At 57.7% G+C, this 19,902-nt stretch carries 17 protein-coding genes; 10 read left to right on the forward strand and 7 right to left on the reverse strand.

All coding sequences use genetic code 11. The features are described 5' to 3' along the window. The first annotated feature begins 223 nt into the window (after nt 1-223). From G6L28_RS18035 to G6L28_RS18055, 5 genes are all read left to right on the forward strand, one after another. Nucleotides 224-1,210 (forward strand): ABC transporter substrate-binding protein, encoded by a 987-nt coding sequence (locus G6L28_RS18035; RefSeq protein WP_425292690.1) that lies wholly within the window; start codon nt 224-226, stop codon nt 1,208-1,210. Nucleotides 1,211-1,214: 4 nt separating this feature from the next. Next, nucleotides 1,215-2,234, forward strand: coding sequence for a FecCD family ABC transporter permease (locus G6L28_RS18040; RefSeq protein WP_174065213.1), 1,020 nt, complete (start codon nt 1,215-1,217; stop codon nt 2,232-2,234). Beyond that, nucleotides 2,231-3,028 (forward strand): ABC transporter ATP-binding protein, encoded by a 798-nt coding sequence (locus tag G6L28_RS18045; RefSeq protein WP_174065246.1) that lies wholly within the window; start codon nt 2,231-2,233, stop codon nt 3,026-3,028. Before G6L28_RS18040 ends, G6L28_RS18045 begins: the two co-directional genes overlap by 4 nt. 8 nt (nt 3,029-3,036) lie before the next feature. After that, entirely contained in the window at nt 3,037-3,465 is a 429-nt protein-coding gene (locus G6L28_RS18050) for a pseudoazurin (protein ID WP_337795777.1), read from the forward strand. A gap of 152 nt (nt 3,466-3,617) precedes the next feature. Next, nucleotides 3,618-3,929, forward strand: a complete 312-nt coding sequence (locus G6L28_RS18055) for a hypothetical protein (RefSeq protein ID WP_174065215.1) — start codon at nt 3,618-3,620, stop codon at nt 3,927-3,929. 12 nt (nt 3,930-3,941) lie between these two features. On the opposite strand, the gene G6L28_RS18060 is transcribed toward G6L28_RS18055, so the two are convergent. After that, on the reverse strand, nt 3,942-4,955 hold the full coding sequence (locus tag G6L28_RS18060; RefSeq protein ID WP_174065216.1) for an NAD-dependent epimerase: 1,014 nt from the start codon (nt 4,953-4,955) through the stop codon (nt 3,942-3,944). A gap of 21 nt (nt 4,956-4,976) precedes the next feature. Continuing rightward, on the reverse strand, nt 4,977-6,284 hold the full coding sequence (locus G6L28_RS18065) for a UDP-glucose dehydrogenase family protein (protein ID WP_174065217.1): 1,308 nt from the start codon (nt 6,282-6,284) through the stop codon (nt 4,977-4,979). Between the two features lie 225 nt (nt 6,285-6,509). Here G6L28_RS18065 and G6L28_RS18070 point away from each other — a divergent pair, with 225 nt between their 5' ends. The 3 genes from G6L28_RS18070 to G6L28_RS18080 all read left to right on the forward strand — a co-directional run bounded on the left by G6L28_RS18070 (nt 6,510) and on the right by G6L28_RS18080 (nt 9,850). After that, nucleotides 6,510-7,724: an adenylate/guanylate cyclase domain-containing protein gene (locus G6L28_RS18070; RefSeq protein WP_202033721.1), complete on the forward strand. Its 1,215-nt coding sequence runs from the start codon at nt 6,510-6,512 to the stop codon at nt 7,722-7,724. A 180-nt stretch (nt 7,725-7,904) separates the two neighbouring features. Beyond that, nucleotides 7,905-8,792 carry a DMT family transporter gene (locus G6L28_RS18075; protein WP_174065218.1) on the forward strand — a complete coding sequence of 296 codons (888 nt, stop codon included), beginning with the start codon at nt 7,905-7,907 and terminating at the stop codon, nt 8,790-8,792. Nucleotides 8,793-8,893: 101 nt separating this feature from the next. Continuing rightward, nucleotides 8,894-9,850 (forward strand): glutathione S-transferase family protein, encoded by a 957-nt coding sequence (locus G6L28_RS18080; protein ID WP_174065219.1) that lies wholly within the window; start codon nt 8,894-8,896, stop codon nt 9,848-9,850. Nucleotides 9,851-9,877: 27 nt separating this feature from the next. On the opposite strand, the gene G6L28_RS18085 is transcribed toward G6L28_RS18080, so the two are convergent. Then, complete coding sequence (locus G6L28_RS18085) at nt 9,878-10,780, reverse strand: LysR family transcriptional regulator (protein WP_174065220.1); 903 nt, start codon at nt 10,778-10,780, stop codon at nt 9,878-9,880. A 104-nt stretch (nt 10,781-10,884) separates the two neighbouring features. Between G6L28_RS18085 and G6L28_RS18090 the strand changes: the two genes are divergently transcribed. Further along, nucleotides 10,885-12,417: an L-piperidine-6-carboxylate dehydrogenase gene (locus G6L28_RS18090; RefSeq protein WP_174065221.1), complete on the forward strand. Its 1,533-nt coding sequence runs from the start codon at nt 10,885-10,887 to the stop codon at nt 12,415-12,417. 63 nt (nt 12,418-12,480) lie between these two features. Here G6L28_RS18090 and putA read toward each other — a convergent pair whose 3' ends face one another. Then, the gene (putA, locus tag G6L28_RS18095) at nt 12,481-16,164 is read right to left on the reverse strand and encodes a trifunctional transcriptional regulator/proline dehydrogenase/L-glutamate gamma-semialdehyde dehydrogenase (RefSeq protein ID WP_174065222.1); all 3,684 of its coding nucleotides are present in this window, start codon (nt 16,162-16,164) and stop codon (nt 12,481-12,483) included. A 164-nt stretch (nt 16,165-16,328) separates the two neighbouring features. On the opposite strand from putA, the gene G6L28_RS18100 reads away from it, so the two are divergent. Then, nucleotides 16,329-16,799 carry an Lrp/AsnC family transcriptional regulator gene (locus G6L28_RS18100; protein WP_174065223.1) on the forward strand — a complete coding sequence of 157 codons (471 nt, stop codon included), beginning with the start codon at nt 16,329-16,331 and terminating at the stop codon, nt 16,797-16,799. Between the two features lie 10 nt (nt 16,800-16,809). Here G6L28_RS18100 and G6L28_RS18105 read toward each other — a convergent pair whose 3' ends face one another. The 3 genes from G6L28_RS18105 to G6L28_RS18115 all read right to left on the reverse strand — a co-directional run bounded on the left by G6L28_RS18105 (nt 16,810) and on the right by G6L28_RS18115 (nt 19,899). Beyond that, complete coding sequence (locus tag G6L28_RS18105; RefSeq protein ID WP_174065224.1) at nt 16,810-17,544, reverse strand: FadR/GntR family transcriptional regulator; 735 nt, start codon at nt 17,542-17,544, stop codon at nt 16,810-16,812. Between the two features lie 13 nt (nt 17,545-17,557). Next, nucleotides 17,558-18,580 (reverse strand): four-carbon acid sugar kinase family protein, encoded by a 1,023-nt coding sequence (locus G6L28_RS18110; protein ID WP_174065225.1) that lies wholly within the window; start codon nt 18,578-18,580, stop codon nt 17,558-17,560. Between the two features lie 194 nt (nt 18,581-18,774). Then, on the reverse strand, nt 18,775-19,899 hold the full coding sequence (locus G6L28_RS18115; RefSeq protein WP_174065226.1) for an iron-containing alcohol dehydrogenase: 1,125 nt from the start codon (nt 19,897-19,899) through the stop codon (nt 18,775-18,777). Between the last annotated feature and the right edge of the window lie 3 nt (nt 19,900-19,902).

Below are 19,902 nucleotides of genomic sequence, written 5' to 3' on the forward strand. Positions count from 1 at the left end.
GGGATGCCCTGAACAGGAGACGTCATGATCGATTTTCGCGCTGCGAAGCGCAACACTCAATCTGCCTTTTTCCCGGTTTCGAAACCTGTCCCTGCGCGCGTCTGCGGCGTGAGTGTTTATTCATATAACAGCTCAGCGCATTGACTGCGCTGCTGACGATTTCGGGGACTATCGGGAAATGAGATTTAATTTGAAGAAGGTATTGTTGGCCGCTGCTTTTGCCATGGCGTCCATGGCAGGGTTTCCCTCAACGGGACAAGCAGCGGAAACGCAGTATCCGTTGACACTCAAAAATTGCGGCAGGGACGTTGTCTTCAAGCATGCTCCACAACGCACCGCGTCTCTCGGGCAGAGCACGACGGAAATTCTGTATCTGCTTGGTCTCGCAGACAAAGTTGTCGGCACCGCTGTCTGGATTGGCCCGGTTTTAAAGGGGTATGAAGATGCAGATGCCAAGGTCGAGCGTCTGGCGGATAACGATCCAAGCTTCGAAAGCGTCCTTACCAAAAAGCCCGATCTGGTAACGGCACAGTTCCAGTGGCATGTCGGACCGGAAGGCATCGTTGCAAAGCCGGAGCAGTTCGAAGAACTCGGCATTCCCGTTTACACGTCTCCGGCCGATTGCACTGGCAAGGACAATAGCGGCGGTGGTGATGGCGTACGCCATTCCGTTTTCACCATGGACCTGATCTATCAGGAAATCTCCGAGCTTGCCGAGATATTCAACGTGCAGGATCGTGGTGAAAAGCTGGTGGTCGATCTGAAGGCCCGTGAAGACGTTGCCCGTAAGAAGATAGCTTCTGTCGATGGCAAGCTTTCCGCCGTCTTCTGGTTCTCCAGTGCCGAACTCGATATCGACCCGTATGTTGCTGGCAAGAACGGCGCGCCGGGCTACATCATGTCCGCACTTGGCATCAAGAACGTCATTGATAGCGATGAAGAATGGCCGACAGTTGGTTGGGAAACAATTGCTAAGTCTGAGCCGACGATCATCGTTGCCGGTAAGATGGATCGCCGTCGCTTTCCAGCCGACGACGTCGCCGTGAAGCAGAAGTTTCTGAAGGAAGACCCGGTCACGAGCCTTATGCCGGCAGTCAAGCAGAACCATGTCGTGGTGATGGATGCGCAGGCGATGAACCCGACGATCCGCACCATCGACGGCATCGAAGTGCTGGCTGACCAGATCGTTCAGCTCGGCCTTTCGAAGTGATCCGATGAAGATTCCCTTATTTTACATCCGTGCCGCGCTTGTTGCGGCCGGGTGCCTCATCTTCGCGCTCTGGCTCGGGGCATCTATCGGGGAGACTTCGATCCCTATGGATGTGGTGGCCAAGACCGTCGCCAACCGGCTCTGGAACGCGGGTTATCCGCTGGATGCCATCGATGAAGGTATTATCTGGAACTACCGGCTCAGCCGCGCGGTGGTGGCCGCCTGTTGCGGTGCGGCCCTGGCGCTCTCGGGCGTCGTGCTGCAATCGCTACTGCGCAATCCTCTGGCCGACCCTTATATCCTCGGCATTTCGGCAGGTGCATCCACCGGTGCGGTCGGTGTCGCCATTCTCGGCTTCGGGGCAGGCATGCTGACTATGCCAATAGGTGCATTTCTTGGCGCGCTCGTCGCTTTCGCGCTGGTCAGCCTGCTTGCGCTCAGGGCCGGGCGCGGAAACAGCGCCATCATTTTGGCAGGCGTTGCAGGCTCGCAGCTGTTCAACGCGCTGACCTCTTTCATCGTTACCAAAGCCGCGAATGCGGAACAGGCGCGTGGCATCATGTTCTGGCTGCTCGGCAACCTGTCAGGTGTTCGCTGGCCGGATGTTTCGCTGGCGCTGCCGGTGGCGTTATTCGGCCTCGTTGTCTGCCTGTGGCACGCCCGGGCCTTGGATGCCTTCACTTTCGGGTCCGAATCCGCTGCGTCTCTCGGCATTCCTGTGCGTCGCGTCTATATCGTTCTCACCGGTGTTTCAGCGCTGATGACGGCTGTCATGGTCAGCATCGTCGGCTCCATCGGTTTCATCGGGCTTGTCATTCCCCATGCTGCCCGCATGGTCGTCGGCGTGCGTCACGGACGTCTTTTGCCTGCATCCGCATTGATTGGAGCGATCTTCATGATCGCAGCCGATATTCTGTCGCGGACCATCATCGCAGGGCAAGTCCTGCCTATCGGTGTCATTACCGCACTCTTTGGCGCTCCCGCATTCGCGCTCATTCTTTCCCAGCGCAGGAGGACCGTCTGATGTTGTCAGCACGAAATCTCTATTGGACTGCTGGCGGTGTCGATATCGTCAAAGATGTAAGCCTCGATATCGTCGAGGGCGAATTTCTCGGAATTGTCGGTCCAAACGGGTCAGGCAAGACGAGCCTCATGGCATTGCTTTCTGGCTTGCGGAAACCAAAATCCGGCGATGTGACGCTGGACGGAAAAGCGATGGATACGCTGGAACGACGCGATATCGCCCGCCGTATCGCTCTTGTGGAACAGCAGGCCGAAACGCAGGAGCGCATAAATGCCCGGCAGGCTGTCGAGCTTGGTCGCACGCCCCATCTCGGTGCGTTTTCGCCGTGGTCCAAAATCGGTGACGCCATCGTGGATCAGGCTCTGGTGGATGTGGACATGGCAGGCTTCGGCAAGCGCATGTGGCATACGCTTTCGGGCGGGGAGAGGCAGCGCCTGCACATTGCCCGTGCCCTTGCGCAGCAGCCGAAAATCCTCCTGTTGGACGAGCCGACGAACCATCTCGACATCGGCCACCAGATTTCGCTTCTTCATCTGGTGCGCAAACAGCGCCTGACGGTCGCCGCAGCGCTTCACGATCTCAACCATGCGGCGATGTTCTGCGACCGCATCGCGGTCATGAAGGCTGGGCAGCTTGTTGCGCTCGGCAAGCCATGCAGCGTTTTTACACCGGAGCTCATAAGCGATGTTTTCGGCGTGGATGTGGACGTCGAACGAAGCGGGCCGGACAGATGTCATATCCGCTATCGACTTCCCACGCTCAACGATATTCCGTCCTTAAAGGTGATAAAGTGAAAACTGTCGTGCATGTCGTCGCGACCCTATTCGTTCTGGTTGCAACGTCCTACTCTGTTCTGGCCGAAACACTTGAAGTCAAAATGCTCAATCGGGGTGAAAAAGGTTCTATGGTTTTCGAACCGGACTTTCTCGTCGTAAAGCCCGGCGACACGGTGAAATTCATCGCCACCAACAAGAGCCACAATGCCGCGACCATCGACGGCATGGTGCCGGATGGCGCGGAAGGCTTCAAAGGCAAGATCAACGAAGAGGTCGAAATCACCTTCGATACTCAGGGCTTTTACGGCATCAAATGCTCGCCGCATTACGGCATGGGCATGGTAATGCTGATCAAGGTCGGAGAAGCAACGTTGCCTCAAAGCTATCGCGACATCGATTTTCCATCACGGGCCAGATCTAGATTCGAAGAACTGTTTGCCACGGCTGAGCAGTGAGCAGAAAATTTCATCACGCCCATCTTGAAGAAGAAAGGCGCGATCCCACATCTGCCCTGACCCGCTGGTCCGGGCCCCTCTGGTGAAAGTCCCGGCGCTTTCACGATGTCGGACCTCTTCCGACATTACGCCGTGTGTGCAGAGGTTTTTCTATGTTTGCAGATATTGTTGCCTGGTTTGTTACTCTTTTCGTGGTCGATCCGCTTCAGGCGGAAGTTCGCGAGCGTCTCGACCGTGCGAATGCCTCTACCCAGCTTATCCAGCAGTCACAGCAATGCGTTTCGGCGCAGGCACCCAAGCTTTTGAACCGGGCTGGGGAAGATCCGGCCTGGGCAATCGCCACCATCGCAGGTTTCAGCTTCGGCCTGACATCGCCGGTATCACTTCTCGACACCAGCGATCCGAACTGCGCAGCAATCGCAGGTCTGTTGCAGAATGGCGAAAATGGCGAGGCCGAAGGCTAACGGTCCGGAAGCTTATGCTTCCGCTTTCAAGCCACGATACCATTCGACAAATTTCTCGACGCCCGTTTCGACGGGCGTTTCCGGCGCGTAGTCAGTCAGAGCACGCAACAGATCCGGCGAAGCATAGGTGCGCGGCACATCCCCTTGCTGCATAGGCAGCATATTGCGTATTGCCTTTTCGCCAAGGACATTCTCGACCGTCTCAACGAAACGCATCAATTCGACTGGCTGTCCGCCGCCGATATTCACCACGCGGAAGGGCGCGTGCTTCGACAGCGTGTCCGTGACGCCATCTTCGGTAACGCGATTGTCCTCCGAGGGCGTGATGTGACTGAGGCGGATGATGCCTTCGACCAGATCATCGATATAGGTGAAATCGCGACTCATCCGACCTTCGCCGTAGATATCGATGGGTTGGCCCTTCAAAATCGCATCCACGAACTTGAACAGCGCCATGTCCGGACGACCCCACGGACCATAGACCGTAAAGAAGCGAAACGCGGTCGTCGGAACCTTGTGGAGATGGGCATAGCTGTGAGCCATCAGTTCCATGGACTTCTTCGTCGCCGCATAAATGGTCATAGGCTCGTCGGCGCGGTCGCTTTCGGCAAACGGAACCTTTTCGTTCGAACCGTAGATCGACGATGTCGACGCCAGCATCAGATGCTTCGGCTTAAGGTTCTTGGCAAGCTCCAGAATGTTCCAGGAACCTATGAGATTGGAGTTTACGTAATCCTTGGGGCATTCGATGCTGTAACGAACGCCCGCCTGCGCCGCGAGATGGATGATCACCTCCGGCTCTGCAAGATCGGCGGCACGGTTCAGCGCGTCGGCGTCCTCGAGCATGCCTATGGATGCCTTGAAGCCGTTGGAGCGGGAGAGGATCGCGTGGCGTTTTTCCTTCAGAGCAACATCGTAATATTGCGTCATGCCATCGAAGCCCACGACGAAATGGCCGTCGTCCAGAAGGCGTTTTGCAAGGTGAAAGCCGATGAAACCCGCAGTGCCAGTGATGAGATAACGCATGTCAGATGTGCCTTCCTACGCTTATTCCGCGCGACCGATGCTGGAATAGGTGAAGCCGTGCGCCGTTACCTCCTCCGGTCGATAGATATTGCGCAGGTCTACAAGTACCGGGCTCTTCATGCTCGTTCTTAGGCGGTCGAGATCGAGCGCGCGGAACTGGTTCCACTCGGTGACGATCACCAGCGCATCCGCATCCTGCGCTGCCTCGTACGGTCCCTGGGCATATTCGATGTTCTCAATCAAATGCTTGGCGTTGGCCATGCCTTCTGGATCATAGCCCGTGATTTTGGCACCCGCATCCTGAAGCGTCTGAATGACGGCGATTGCAGGGCTGTCGCGCATGTCGTCCGTATTCGGCTTGAAGGTGAGGCCGAGAACCGCAATCTTCTTGCCGCGAATATCGCCGCCTACGGCTGCGATGACCTTGCGGCCCATGGCGCGCTTGCGGCTGTCGTTGACAGCAATTGTCGTCTCGATCAGGCGAACAGGGCTGTCGTGGTCCTGTGCCGTCTTCGCGAGAGCCAGCGTATCCTTGGGGAAGCAGGAGCCACCATAGCCGGGACCGGCATGAAGGAATTTTGCACCGATACGGCCATCGAGGCCGATACCACGCGAAACATCCTGAATATCGCCGCCAACCTTTTCGCACAGGTCCGCCATTTCGTTGATGAAGGTGATCTTCATGGCAAGGAAGGCGTTCCCGGCGTATTTGATCAGCTCGGACGTGCGACGGGTGGTAAACAACAGCGGTGACTGGTTGAGGTAGAGCGGACGATAGACTTCCGTCATCACCGGGCGAGCGCGCTCATCGGAAAGACCGATGACGATACGATCCGGGCGCTTGAAATCATCGATGGCTGCACCTTCCCGCAGAAACTCCGGGTTGGACACAACCGCGAAGTCAGCCGCCGGATTTTCCTCGCGGATGATGCGCTCCACCTCATCGCCGGTGCCAACCGGCACGGTGGATTTGGTGACGATGACGGTAAAGCCGGTAATGGATGCGGCGATCTCGCGTGCTGCTGCGTAGACATAGCCGAGGTCGGCATGACCATCGCCGCGACGAGATGGTGTGCCGACGGCGATGAAGACCACGTCTGCATCGGCAACGGCGCTTTTCAGTTCAGTCGTGAAGCTCAGGCGACCCGCCTTGGCATTGCTGGCGACGATGGCATCGAGGCCAGGCTCGAAAATCGGAATCTGACCGTTTTTCAGTGCCTCGATTTTCTCCGGCATCTTGTCGACGCAGACCACGTCATGTCCAAAATCGGCAAAACACGCGCCAGACACCAAGCCGACATAACCAGACCCGATCATTACAATGCGCATTTGTGTGCCTTTCGGAATAAGAGCAAGCGGAGTGACCCAAGTTGCTTCAGGATCGTCATTTCGGATAGCTGTTTAGCCGCGTTCGCCGTCATGTCCAAGCGTGCAGGTGGTTTTCAACGACGATTCCGAGAAATTGTTGTAGATGACGCGAACCAAAATGCTTTTCCGACGATTCTGTTTGTTGAACGAACCCGCCTTTGGGCCACGCGTATCCAGGAAACCCTCATGATAGAGCAATCTCGCCTTCAGGATATTTCGCTGTGGCTTTCCCAGCAGGGCTATGAGGGCACTGCTGAAGACGTTTTGCTCTCAGGTTTTTGTGAGAGATGTAATGCGGCGGGAATATCGATTTCATCGGCTTTGATATTGATGGACACGCTCCATCCGGATTTCGAAGGGCATGCCTTTCAGTGGGATAGCCGTGACGAATTCAAGTCCTCCAGCGTTTATGATTTTACGGATGAGGGATCGGCCAAAGAAGATTGGGAGAACTCGGTTTTCTTTCATTTGATCAAGGAAAACGGGCACGAAGTCCGGCGTCGTCTGTATCTCGATGAGGAGGCCAATTTCTACAAGCTTGCCGAGCTTAAGGCTGCAGGCCACACGGACTATATCGCTGCCATTCATCGTTTCACCGAACGCGGCAGCATAGGTGAGATGAGTGCATTTTACTCCCGCTGGCTAACGCGGCACGCCGAGGGTTTCCACGACGACGAGCTTGCGGCATTGAGAATACTGCTGCCGACCCTTGCGCTGGCGGTGAAGACGGCATGTTGCATGCGCATCATCGGCACGATTACCGACGTCTATCTGGGGCGCGACGCAGGGCGAAAGGTAATGAGCGGCACCATTTCTCGCGGTGAGGTGGAGAGGATCGATGCCGTATTGTGGTTCTCTGACCTGCGCGACTTTACCGGCATATCCGACCGCGCAGAGCCGGACCAGATTATTCCGTTTCTCAACGATTACGCGGGTCTCGTCATCGATTCCATTCACGCGCACGGTGGTAGTGTTTTGAAATTGATTGGGGACGGTGTTCTGGCGATCTTCCGCAGCGGCGATCAGCGCGACGATTGCGCTGCCGCCCTGGCCGCCGAAATGACGATGCGAACCAATCTCGCCGTTCTCAACAACCGGCGACGGCTCGAGGGGCTTCCCACCACAGACATCTATCTGGGTCTCCATGTCGGAGAAGTGTTTTACGGAAATATCGGCAGTCGCACACGGCTCGACTTCACTGTGGTCGGTCCCGCAGTCAATATGGTCAGCCGCATAGAGGGCCTATGCGGCTCGGTGGACCGAGATACGGTCATGTCAAAGGAATTTGCCGCCAAATGTCCGGAAGAAATGAGAAAGCTCATGGTCTCCATTGGCCGATATGCCTTGCGCGGTTTTGCACGTGCGCATGAGCTTTACACCATCGACCCGGAATTCGTTTAGCGTTGTCAGAAATACGGGACGCTTTTTGCGTTTTCTAGCCTTGTGACTTCAGCCTTCCAGGCGTAACCCTTTCCGTGAGGAAGTCCTCATCCCTTTTGATTTGCTTTGCCGGTATCGTTGCCGGTGGAGAACTGTGCCCGCGTCTCTCGCCCGCCAGTTTCCCGTTCGGATCGGTTCGTCATGCACAAAGGTTTTCTGCTAGGATTGCTTGCTTACGCCAGCTTTTCCTGGGGAGACGCGACGATCAAGTCGCTCGGCCATCAGGTCAGCGTTTTCGAGATCGGCTTCTTCAGCATATTGTCGTCAGCGGCGGTCATATTCTTTACGAAGCCGAAACACGAACGCTGGCGCGAGTTTTGGCGCATGGACAGGCCGTTGGCGGTCCATGGCCGCGCCATTTCAGGGCTTTTTGCGGGTATCCTCGGTATCTATGCCTTTACGACCCTGCCTCTGGCGGAAGCGTATGCGCTGATTTTTCTCTCGCCGCTTTTCGTGACGATCTTGTCTGCGTTGCTTCTCAAGGAGGATATCGGTCTCTGGAGATGGTCGGCGGTGCTGGCAGGCATCGTCGGTGTTTTTCTGGTCGTCCGTCCCGGTTTTAAGACATTGGAGCTTGGCCATCTCGCTGCGATCGGTGTCGCTCTGCTCGCGGCAATGACAATCGTTATTCTCCGATCTCTGGCCGGTAGGGAAAAGCGAACCTCCATCATGGGGGTCTTGTTGATCTATGGTTTGACCTTCAACGGAATTGCGGCGATCCCCACCTTTCAGACCCCGAACGTGCACCAGATCGGTGCGTTCATCTTCATTGGTATATGCACGGCTCTCGGCCAGCTCACACTTCTGACGGCTACGAAAATCGCTCCTGCCAGCCAGATTGCACCGTCTCATTATTCGCAAATACTTTGGGCAGTCGGCATCGGCGCTTTCTTCTTCGGTGAATATCCTGACAAACTCGCGATATTTGGACTGGTGGTTATTGCCGGTGCTGGCTTGTTGACCATGGTGCGGGAGAAGATTCGGCTGGGTCTTGTCAGATGGAATCCATTTTTCCGTAACCGGCTGTGATCATCCGAACATCAAACACTGTGTCAACAAAACGCTCGCTTGTTCACCCGCCCTTGAAGGCATCATAAGTCGATCGACTTAAGATGTTTCTGGAGATAGCGATGCTGGTGGATGGCAAGTGGACGGCGGATTGGCAGCCCGTACAGGCGACTGACGAAAAGGGCGGCTTCGTTCGGCAGATATCCGGTTTTCGAAACTGGGTCACGCCCGATGGTTCTGCGGGTCCGACGGGCGAGGGCGGGTTCGAAGCAGAAAGCGGCCGCTACCATCTCTATGTCGCGCTCATCTGCCCATGGGCATCGCGAACCCTTGTCGGGCGCAAGCTGAAGGGCTTGGAAGATGCAATATCGGTTTCGATTGTTGAGCCGGCGCTATCTGATCAGGGCTGGCGGTTCGGAGATTATCCGGGTGCCGACCGCGATACGCTCAACGGTGCCACATACATGCACGAAATCTACACATCGGTCGCTCCAAATTACACGGGAAGGGCAACCGTGCCGGTTCTTTGGGACAAGAAGAGGCAGACCATCGTCAACAATGAGTCAGCCGACATTTTGCGAATGCTCAATTCCGGTTTCGGAGACTTGGCAGATAATACCTACGATCTCTATCCCGCCGATCTCGCTGCCGAAATCGATGAACTGAACGACCGCATTTATCCTCGGCTCAACAACGGCGTTTACCGCTCAGGTTTCGCGACGACGCAGGCTGCCTATGAAGAGGCCTTCGCTGACGTATTCCAGACGCTGGACGAACTGGAGGCGCGCCTTGCTGCAAAGGGGCCATATCTCTTTGGCGAACGGTTGACGGAAACGGACATACGTCTCTTCGTGACGCTTGTGCGCTTCGATGCGGCGTATCATGGCCTGTTCAAATGCAATCTTCGACGCATTGCAGATTACCCCGCGCTTTACGCGCACATGATGCGGCTACTGGAAATTGAAGGCGTGCGTGAAACGGTCAATATCGACCACATAAAGCGTGGATATTATTCCATAAAAGCACTCAACCCGACGCAAATTGTGCCTGTCGGACCTAAACTTCCAGGATTGAGCTAAGACTGAAAACCGAGTGGAGCAGGTGTTTCAGACTGGGTTTCCTACCTGATCCAGCAGCCATGTCTGAAACGCCTGCGCCAGCACGTTATCCCGCCGTCCTTCCGGCATGGCGATGTAATAGCTCTTGTCTGTTTGCAGGGGCACATCGAAAACGACGACCAATTGTCCCGATTTCAGCTCTGCTTCGATCAGATACTTGGGTAGAAGTGCAAATCCCAGACCGCTGACGGCAGCCTCGATCAGCATCGAGAACTGATCGAATCGATTGCCCCGGTAGGCTTCATCGGAAGCAATGCCATTCATCTCGAACCATTCCGTCCAAAGCTTGGGTCGTGTAGTGACATGCAGCAGCGGATGCTTGAGCAGATCGACGTGGCTTTCTGGTCGATGCATCTCTATTGCCGCGGGACAGGCGACTGGCACGATAATTTCATTGCACAGAAACGTGCAAGTACCGTGCGCCCATACTGGCTGGCCATAGTGGATGGCAATATCGAAGCCCTCTTCATCGAAATCGAACGGATGCGAGCGCGAACCCACTGTTAAAACCGTATCGGGATGTGTCGCCATGAATTTGTGAAGGCGAGGGGTCAGCCACCGGCTTCCGAAGGTTGGAAGTGTCGCGACGGATAGCGATGCGCTGGAGGTGCCAGCGGTCACGGCGCGCACCATCAGTTGTTCGGATTGCTGGAGAAGCTTCTGCACACCCGGCAGGAACTTGCGGCCCGCTTCGGACAGCACAACGCGGCGGCGAATGCGCTCAAAGAGCAGCATTCCGGTCTGCGCTTCCAGATCACTGATCTGGCGGCTGATGGCGCTCTGGGTAAGGTTGAGTTCTTCTGCTGCCCGCGTGAAATTGCCGTGCCTTGCAGCGCACTCGAAAGCCTGCAAGGTTATGATATCCGGAACCAGTCGTCTGCGCGTATCCATTCCCGCCTCGCATCAACTCACCCGCTTTCGTCATTGGAAATGGGCTATTGCAGACGTATATGATCTTGAACAAGAATGAAATGGCCGTCCAAGGAGACAATCAGATGACTGCAACAGCCGCCAAAGTGGATGTCGTGAAAGAAGCCGCAGCCCTGCTCGAAAAGATGGGCGTTCCGTCCGCACTCTATCAGGGCGGCGATATGGCATCGTTCAGCCCCGTTACGGGTGAACAGGTCGCGAGCCTTAAGACTGTTTCGGCAGGCGATGTTGCTGCCATCGTCGATAAGGCGGATGTTGCGTTTCGCGAATGGCGTCTGGTGCCCGCGCCACGCCGTGGCGAGCTGATCCGGCTTCTCTGCGAAGAACTGCGCGCCTTCAAGACCGATCTTGGTCGTCTCGTCTCGCTCGAAGCAGGCAAAATCCCGTCTGAAGGTCTCGGCGAAGTTCAGGAAATGATCGACATCTGCGATTTCGCGGTCGGTCTGTCACGCCAGCTTTACGGCCTGACGATTGCAACGGAACGCCCCGGCCATCGCATGATGGAAACCTGGCATCCGCTCGGCGTCGTCGGTGTCATTTCCGCCTTCAACTTCCCTGTTGCCGTCTGGTCGTGGAATGCGGCGCTCGCCATCGTCTGCGGCAACTCTGTCGTCTGGAAGCCATCGGAAAAGACACCGCTGACGGCGCTTGCCGTGCAGGGTATCTTCGAGCGCGCCGTTGCCCGCTTCGGCGATGCCCCGGAGAACCTCAGCCAGATCATCATCGGTGATCGAACCGTGGGTGAAGCGCTTGTCGATCACCCCAAGGTGCCGCTTGTTTCCGCAACCGGCTCCACCCGCATGGGCCGCGATGTCGGTCCGCGTCTGGCAAAGCGTTTCGCCCGCGCCATTCTGGAACTCGGCGGCAACAACGCCGGTATCGTATGCCCATCCGCTGACCTCGACATGGCTCTGCGCGCCATCGCCTTCGGTGCCATGGGCACGGCTGGCCAGCGCTGCACCACCCTGCGTCGGCTCTTCGTTCACGACAGCGTTTACGATCAACTCGTGCCGCGTTTGAAGAAGGCCTATGCCTCGGTATCCGTCGGCAATCCACTGGAAAGCTCCGCACTCGTCGGCCCGTTGGTCGATAAGGTTGCATTCGACGGCATGCAGAAGGCTCTTGCCGAGGCAAAGGCGCATGGCGGCGTGGTTGCCGGTGGCGAGCGTGTCGATACCGGTGCTGCCAATGGCTATTATGTGAAGCCTGCGCTGGTGGAAATGCCGAAGCAGGTAGGGCCGGTTCTTGACGAAACCTTCGCACCGATCCTCTATGTGATGAAATACTCTGATCTCGATCAGGCGATTGACGAGCACAATGCCGTTGCGGCAGGCCTGTCATCCTCTATCTTCACCAAGGACCTACAGGAGGCCGAGCGTTTCCTGGCAGCTGACGGCTCGGATTGTGGCATCGCCAACGTCAATATCGGTACGTCCGGCGCCGAAATCGGCGGTGCCTTCGGTGGCGAAAAGGAAACCGGCGGCGGCCGTGAGTCGGGCTCTGACTCTTGGAAGGCGTACATGCGCCGCGCTACCAATACGGTAAACTACTCCAAGGCGCTTCCCTTGGCGCAGGGCGTTTCTTTCGACATCGAGTAAACACCACCGATTTAAAGTGATCGTTGAGGGCTGGCAGGAAGATTTCTGCCAGCCCTTTGTCGTTCAGCCGATGGACATCAGGCTGGCATTGCCGCCCGCAGCCGTGGTGTTGACGCTGACGGAGACTTCTTCCAGCAGCCAGTTGAGATTATAAGGCTGCATGACGCCCTGCATTTCTTCCGATGATGCGGCCTGAACCAGAACCAGCGGGCCGTTCAGCGCTGCGATCCGGCTGTTGACTGTTCGCACACGCTCGGCATCACCTTCGATCAACGCACCGGCAAACGGGCCGGACCTCTCCCAATCGCTCGACCATTGAATGCGGCCCGCAACAGAGGCTGGCACGCCGGAAAGCGCTTGCTCCAAACCGCATTCCTTGTCGATGACGACGTCGTTGCCGGTGGCAAGGGCGGCGGCAAGCTGGCGGTACAGGCCTTGAACCGCATCTGGCACCAGCAGGACTCGCCCTCGCGAATGCAACGCGTAAAGGTTACGCTCGCCGACAGGCCCGGCAAATTCGGTTTCAAAGCCCAGACCGGAAACATACGCAGATGTGCGAACCACCTCCGCCGCCTGCGTTTCATCCTTGCCATCCAGCCAGTGTGCGAAATCGGCGGAAGCCGGGTGTTGTTGCTGGCCGGTGCGCTCAACCACCGGCGCAATCCGCGTCAGGCGACCAAGATAAAGTGGTCCGCCTGCCTTGGGGCCGGTGCCGGAAAGGCCGCGCCCGCCAAACGGCTGGACGCCCACGACCGCGCCGATGATGTTGCGGTTGACGTAGAGATTGCCTGCCTTCACGCGTGACAATACATGCGCAATCGTCGCATCGAGGCGCGTATGCAGGCCGAAGGTCAGGCCGTAACCGGTGGCGTTGATATCGTCGATCAGTTGATCGAGCTTCTCGCGCTTGAAGCGGATGACGTGCAGCACTGGCCCAAAGACCTCGCGCTTCAGGTCGGACAGTGACTTCAACTCGATGATGGTCGGGGGAACGAAAGTGCCCTTGTCCGTCCCGCCCGAGAGCGCAATCTGTTCGATCCTGTTGCCAAGCCCGCGCATCGTCTCGATATGCTTTTCGATGTTCTCTTTTGCTTCCGCGGTGATGACAGGGCCGACATCGACGGAAAGCCGGTCCGTCCTGCCGATGCGTAACTCATGCAGCGCACCTTTCAGCATCGTCAGCGTTCTGTCGGCCACATCGTCCTGAAGGCAGAGAACGCGTAGCGCCGAGCAACGCTGACCGGCACTGTCGAAGGCAGACGCGATCACATCCGCCACCACCTGCTCGGCGAGCGCAGACGAGTCGACGATCATTGCATTCTGGCCGCCGGTTTCCGCAATCAGCGGAATGGTCCGGCCATCGCTCGTAATGCGTTGCGATAGCTGCTTCTGGATCAGGCGCGCTACCTCGGTCGATCCGGTGAACATCACGCCTGCGGTCTGCGACGCGGCAACCAGTTGCGCCCCGGTCTGTCCGGCGCCCGGCAGGAGTTGCACCGCATCGGCGGGAACACCCGCTTCATGCAGTAGACGCACGCCTTCTGCCGCAATCAACGGCGTTTCTTCCGCAGGCTTGGCCAGCACAGGGTTGCCCGCCACCAGCGCTGCCGCCACCTGGCCGATGAAAATGGCGAGCGGGAAGTTCCAGGGGCTGATGCAGACGATGGGGCCGAGCGGCTGTTGCAGAAGGCCGAATGTGTTACGGGCTTCCGCTGCATAATACCGCAGGAAATCGATGGCCTCACGCACTTCCGCGATGGCGTTCGGCGCGGATTTTCCGGCTTCGCGCATGATGAGGCCGAGAAGGATCGGCATCCTCTCCTGCATCAGATCGGCCGCTTTCTCAAGGCAATAGGCGCGCGTCTCGACGCTGGTCTGCGGCCACGGGGAGCTGGCTGCGATCTCGAGTGCCTTCGCTACATCCTGCTCGGTCGGCTGGGTAACAAAGCCCACGATATCGTCGCGATCTGCGGGATTGGTGACAGGCCGCACTTCGCCTGAGGCATAATCCGTCGCCGCCTTCCAGTCGATCCGGGTGCTTTCCTTCAGCGCTTTGCTCAGTGCTGAAAGCGCATCCTCGTTCGCGAGATCTGTGCCATCCGAGTTGCGGCGAGTGCCATAAAGCGCATCCGGCTTGCCGATCTTGTCGTGCTGTGCGCCGGGAACAGGCATGGCCTTCACCACGGCAACTGGATCGTCCAGCAGGGTTTCGACCGGCACGTTCGGATCGGCGATGCGGTTGACGAAGGACGAGTTCGCGCCGTTTTCCAGCAGGCGACGAACGAGATAAGCAAGCAGCGTCTCATGTGTGCCGACCGGCGCATAGAAACGGCACGGTCGGTCGAGGTTCTTTTTGCCGACCACTTCGCTGTAAAGCGGCTCTCCCATGCCATGCAGGCACTGGAACTCGTAGTCGCCGAGTTTGAAGTCCGGCCCGGCAAGATGATAGATCGTCGCCATCGATTGCGCGTTATGGGTGGCAAACTGCGGGAAAATCACGTCGCGGGCAGCCAGCAGCTTGCGGGCGCAGGCGATGTAGGACACGTCGGTATGTACCTTGCGCGTAAAGACCGGGAAGTCTTCCAGACCTTCAAGCTGCGCGCGCTTGATTTCCGCATCCCAATAGGCCCCCTTCACCAGCCGGATCATGATGCGACGATTGGCCCGGCGGGCGAGGTCGATGATGTAATCCAGCACAAAGGGGCAGCGGCGGCCGTAGGCCTGAACCACAAAGCCCAAACCTTCCCATTTGCCGAGATCCGGGTCCATCGCCAGAGATTCGAGGAGATCGAGCGAAAGCTCCAGCCGGTCGGCCTCTTCCGCATCGATGTTGAGGCCGATGTCGTAGCCCTTGGCCAGAACCATCAGCGATTTCACGCGTGGCAGCAGTTCCGCCATCACCCGCTCGGCCTGAGCGCGCGAATAACGCGGGTGGAGGGCGGAGAGCTTGATGGAAATGCCCGGGCCACCATAAACGCCGCGCCCGGCGGAAGCCTTGCCGATGGCATGGATCGCCTGCTCGTAATCGCGGTAGTAACGCTCCGCATCCTTCTCGGTCGTCGCGGCTTCGCCCAGCATGTCGTAGGAATATTGGAAGCCCTGCGCCTCCATCGGTTTCGAACGGCTGATCGCTTCCTGGATCGTCTGACCAGTCACGAACTGCTCGCCCATCATCCGCATCGCCATATCTACGCCCCGGCGAATGACAGGTTCGCCAGCGCGGGAGATGAGCTTGGTCAGCGCTGCCGAAAGCCCCTTGTCGTTGACGGTCGAGGTCAGCCTGCCGGTAATCACCAATCCCCAGGTCGCGGCATTGACGAAGAGCGACTTTCCGCCGCCGAGATGTGATTTCCAGTCGCCGGTGGCGATCTTGTCGCGGATCAGCGCGTCACGTGTGGCTGTATCTGGAATGCGCAGCAGCGCCTCGGCAAGGCACATTAGCGCCACGCCTTCCTGGCTGGAAAGCGAATATTCCTGCACCAGTCCCTCGACGCCTGTTCCCTTGGCCTTGGCGCGCAAGGCTTCGATCAGCTTTTTCGCCGTGGCGCGGATGCTGTCGGATTGCTCTTGGCTAACCGTTGCCTCATCCAGCAGCGGCGCAAGGCATTCCGGCTCGGAGCGGCGGTAAGCGGCGGTAATGGCCTTCCGCAGCGCGCTCGGTTCGCGAACAGGCGGAGCGAAACGTTCGAAAATTCCAGTAAGCGCGTTTGGCTGTGTAACTGCAACAGTGGATACATTATCCGCCATCGGGTCGATCCTTCGATATGTCTGAAACGGGGTTCGGGAATGCGCATCTCAGCCCTCCCGATCTGTGCATCAGAATATCATCGCTTCCGGAATTGATATGGTCTTATTTATAAATTAAATCAGTCCATATAGACTTTTATTTTGCGATATATTGGGAATAAGCGATGGTAAAAGCTGCTGATGCAGGCGATTTGGATCACTTCGATCTGAAAATTATGGAGGCATTGAGTGAGGATGGGCGGATGTCCGTACTGCAGCTTTCCAAGCGCGTCGGTCTTTCGAAAACACCGTGCCAGACGCGACTAAAGCGCCTTGTCGATGAAGGCTATATCCTCGGCTTCCGCGCTACACTCAATCCGGCGAAGCTCGGCCTTGAGCATATCGCCTTCACCGAAGTGAAGCTTTCTGACACGCGAGAAAAAGCGTTGGATGAGTTCAACGCTGCCGTTCGCAAGATCAAGGAAGTGGAAGAGTGCCACATGATCGCGGGCGCTTTCGATTACCTTCTGAAGGTTCGCACCACGGATATTCGCAAATACAGGCGCGTGCTTGGCGAGAAGATTTCGAGTCTACCATCGGTCTCCAACACATCTACCTTCGTGGTCATGCAGTCGGTGAAAGACGTCGGGATTTGATGTTCGCGAATTACTCGGCGTTTTCCTCGACGACAAGCTCCGGCTTGCGCGCTTCGAATAAGCGCGCCCTCGAGCCATGCAGATGCTGGCGCATCAACCGGCGGGCCAGTTCGGAATCGCGGGTGCGGATCGCCTCGTAGATCGCGGCGTGTTCGTCATAGACGTGCTGAAGGCCGAGAACGGAATTCTTCAAGGATAGGCCGTGAAACTGCATGCCGACGGCAATGTGGTCTTTCAACGCTTCCATGGCGGTCGAAAAATAGGTGTTACCGGATGCCTTGGCGATGGCGAGGTGAAACTGAAAATCCGCATCTTCGCGGTGGCGCTGGCGGCCCGTTGCCTCTTTCAGGCTGGCAAGCGCACGAGTGATCAGCGCAAGCTCGGCCTCACCATAGCGTTCCGCAGCGCAAGCCGCCGCCTCCGGCTCTACCGTCATGCGGAATTCATAACAGTTTTGCAGATCGGCAATGTTTTCCAACGGGCTGAAACCCAGCGCCTGTTTCACACCCACGCTGCGAACGAAGCTGCCTGCACCCTGCCGGGAATAAACCAGACCCTTGTCGCGCAGCTTTTTTAACGCGTCGCGTACGATGGGGCGAGAGACTTCAAATTCGGCGGCAAGGTCGTGCTCGGTGGGCAGCCGCTCGTCGTTTTTGTACGCGCCCGACTTGATGGCGTGCTGCAACCGGTCGAACACGACGTCGCCTAAACTCTTGCGATGAGAAACCTGCTCTATCGCCCGCATGTCTTAAGCCTCTCTAAGCCGTTACGGCATTTGCCAACCGAAGAAGTGTCTCTTCCGTCCCGAATCCACCAGATTTAGTAATGTAGAAGGTGCCGTTAAATTCAGCAACGGGCAGTCCTGGCATTGCCTCTCCCGCAAAGCGCAGGACATGAATTTCCTGTTTGTCGAAAAACGCTTCTGCCGTCGCACCGCCTGAAAGCAGAATGGTGTCGCCCTCCTGCGCAAGTTTCGCAAGCGAACTGGCAAGGGCACTCGCGGCCTGAACCGGGCTGATCTCCTTGTTCGAGGCAACGGCCTGAAGCAGGGTTATAGCCGCATCCGTTCTGGTAATGTCGCTCTCCAGGGCGCCATTGGGGGCCGGAATGTAGGCGAGGTCCGGCCTTTCCGCACGAAGCTTGCCGACTTGTGCGACGGTAATCGGATCACGAGAACCAATGACGAGCAGAATGCGCTTGCCCGGATAGGCAAGAGGCGGAGTGTCGTCTTTGCCAGCAATGGCCTTGGCAAGCGACAGCGCACCAACCATCATTTCATCTGGCAAGATTTCTTCTGCTACATCTCGCATATCCTGCGGCGTCAGCGTATCGGGATAGCGGCATCTATCCGCCAGCGCGCCCAGGCGCTCTGCAATGGAGATTGGGGCCGCCACCCCAAACCCTTCGATCATACCGTCTTTGACAACACGACCGAACTCGGGAATTCCGGGCAGCACCACCGCCCTTTCAAAATTCAGTGCCTGAAGTTCTTCTTCAAGATTTCCCTTCAGGCGGGAATCGACCTTCTTGAACAGTCGGATGCCGGGCGTCAGCGCGGCTTTCACGGCGGCAACGCGGTTCGCTGCTTCATCGGCAGGTATCTCGCGGCTGCGTGTCGTCACGGTTATGACATCCGCATCGCTTTCGATGGCTTCGGCGATAAAGCGCTGATCGGCAACGACTATGACTTTTTTTCCCGCAGCGGCGAATGGGGCGGCAGTGTCCAGCGCGCCCGTCAGGTCGTCCGCAACGATCAGAAGTCTGTCGAAATGCCTGCTCATTCCTGTTTCCATTCCTTGTATCGATGTCGCGACAGGGAGGTCCCGGCTCTCGCATTGACCTTCCCTCTTGCGTCATCCTCGGGCTCGACCCGAGGATCCATCCACGTTGCGGGTGGCGAGACGTCGGTGGATGCTCGGGTCAAGCCCGAGCATGACGGCGGTGGGCGGGAGCGCCACCCGCCAAACCGCGTCCCTCAATAAGCCGCCCGATAAACCTCCAGCACATCCTCCACCGACATATCCCGCGGGTTGTTGTTCATCAGCCGTCGTATCGCATGCGCCTCGGTCGCCCAGTCCGAAAGATCGGCTTTATTCGCCTTGTGAGCGGAAAGCCGCATCTCCACACCAAGCCCCTTGCAGAAACCATAGGCAGCATCGAGCACGCCTTCCGGGTATTTCGCCACAGCCAGACCAAGCGCCTCCAACACCTCAGCCGTCTTTTCCGCGCGCACCGGCACGTTGTAAGCCAGCACATGCGGGAAGATGACGGCATTCGCCAGCCCGTGCGGTAGCCCAAGCCGGGTGCCGAGCGGATAGGCCAGCGCGTGGCCAGCCGCCGTATTGACCGGGCCGAGGCAGATGCCGCCATAATAGGAGGCGAGCATCATGCCTGCGCGGGCTTCCGTATCCTTGCCGTTCTCTACAGCACGCGACAGATATTTGCCGACGAGGCGGATGCCCATGCGGGCGTAACCGTCGATCAGGTCGTGCGCATTGATGTTGGTGAAGGCCTCAACACAATGCGCCATGGCGTCGATACCCGTTGCAGCCGTCACCGCCGGTGGAACGGACCATGTCAGTTCCGGGTCAAGAATGGCAATATCGGCCAGCAGATGCGGGCTTTCCACCGCCTTCTTCGAATGGGTCACGCTATCGGTAATCAGGGCGCGGATACCCGCTTCGGAGCCCGTACCTGCCGTGGTCGCGATTTGCGCCAGCGCGGTGCGTCTGCCTGCCACCTTGTTGGGGCCGACGACATCATCCAGAGACTGGTTGCCATCCCACAAGCCTGCAACGAGCTTGGCCACATCCAGCACCGAGCCGCCGCCGAGACCGACGACGAGATCGGGCTTCAGCGCCCGCGCCGTTGCCAATGCGGCATCCAGCGCCTTGTCATCCGGCTCCGGCGGAATGTTCGAGAAGATTTCGATATCGCCGGAAAGCTTCAGCCGGTCAACGAAGCCCACCGTATGTTCGGTGGCAATCACCAGCACGCGCTTGGTGCCTGCGGCCCATTCTCCAAGCTTGGAGGATGCGCCCGCGCCGATTTCCAGTCGCTTCGGTTGATGCAGTGTTATTGGCCGTGCCATGGCATCCATGAT

It is taken from the genome of Agrobacterium larrymoorei, from assembly GCF_013322225.1.
Lineage (GTDB): Bacteria > Pseudomonadota > Alphaproteobacteria > Rhizobiales > Rhizobiaceae > Agrobacterium > Agrobacterium larrymoorei_A.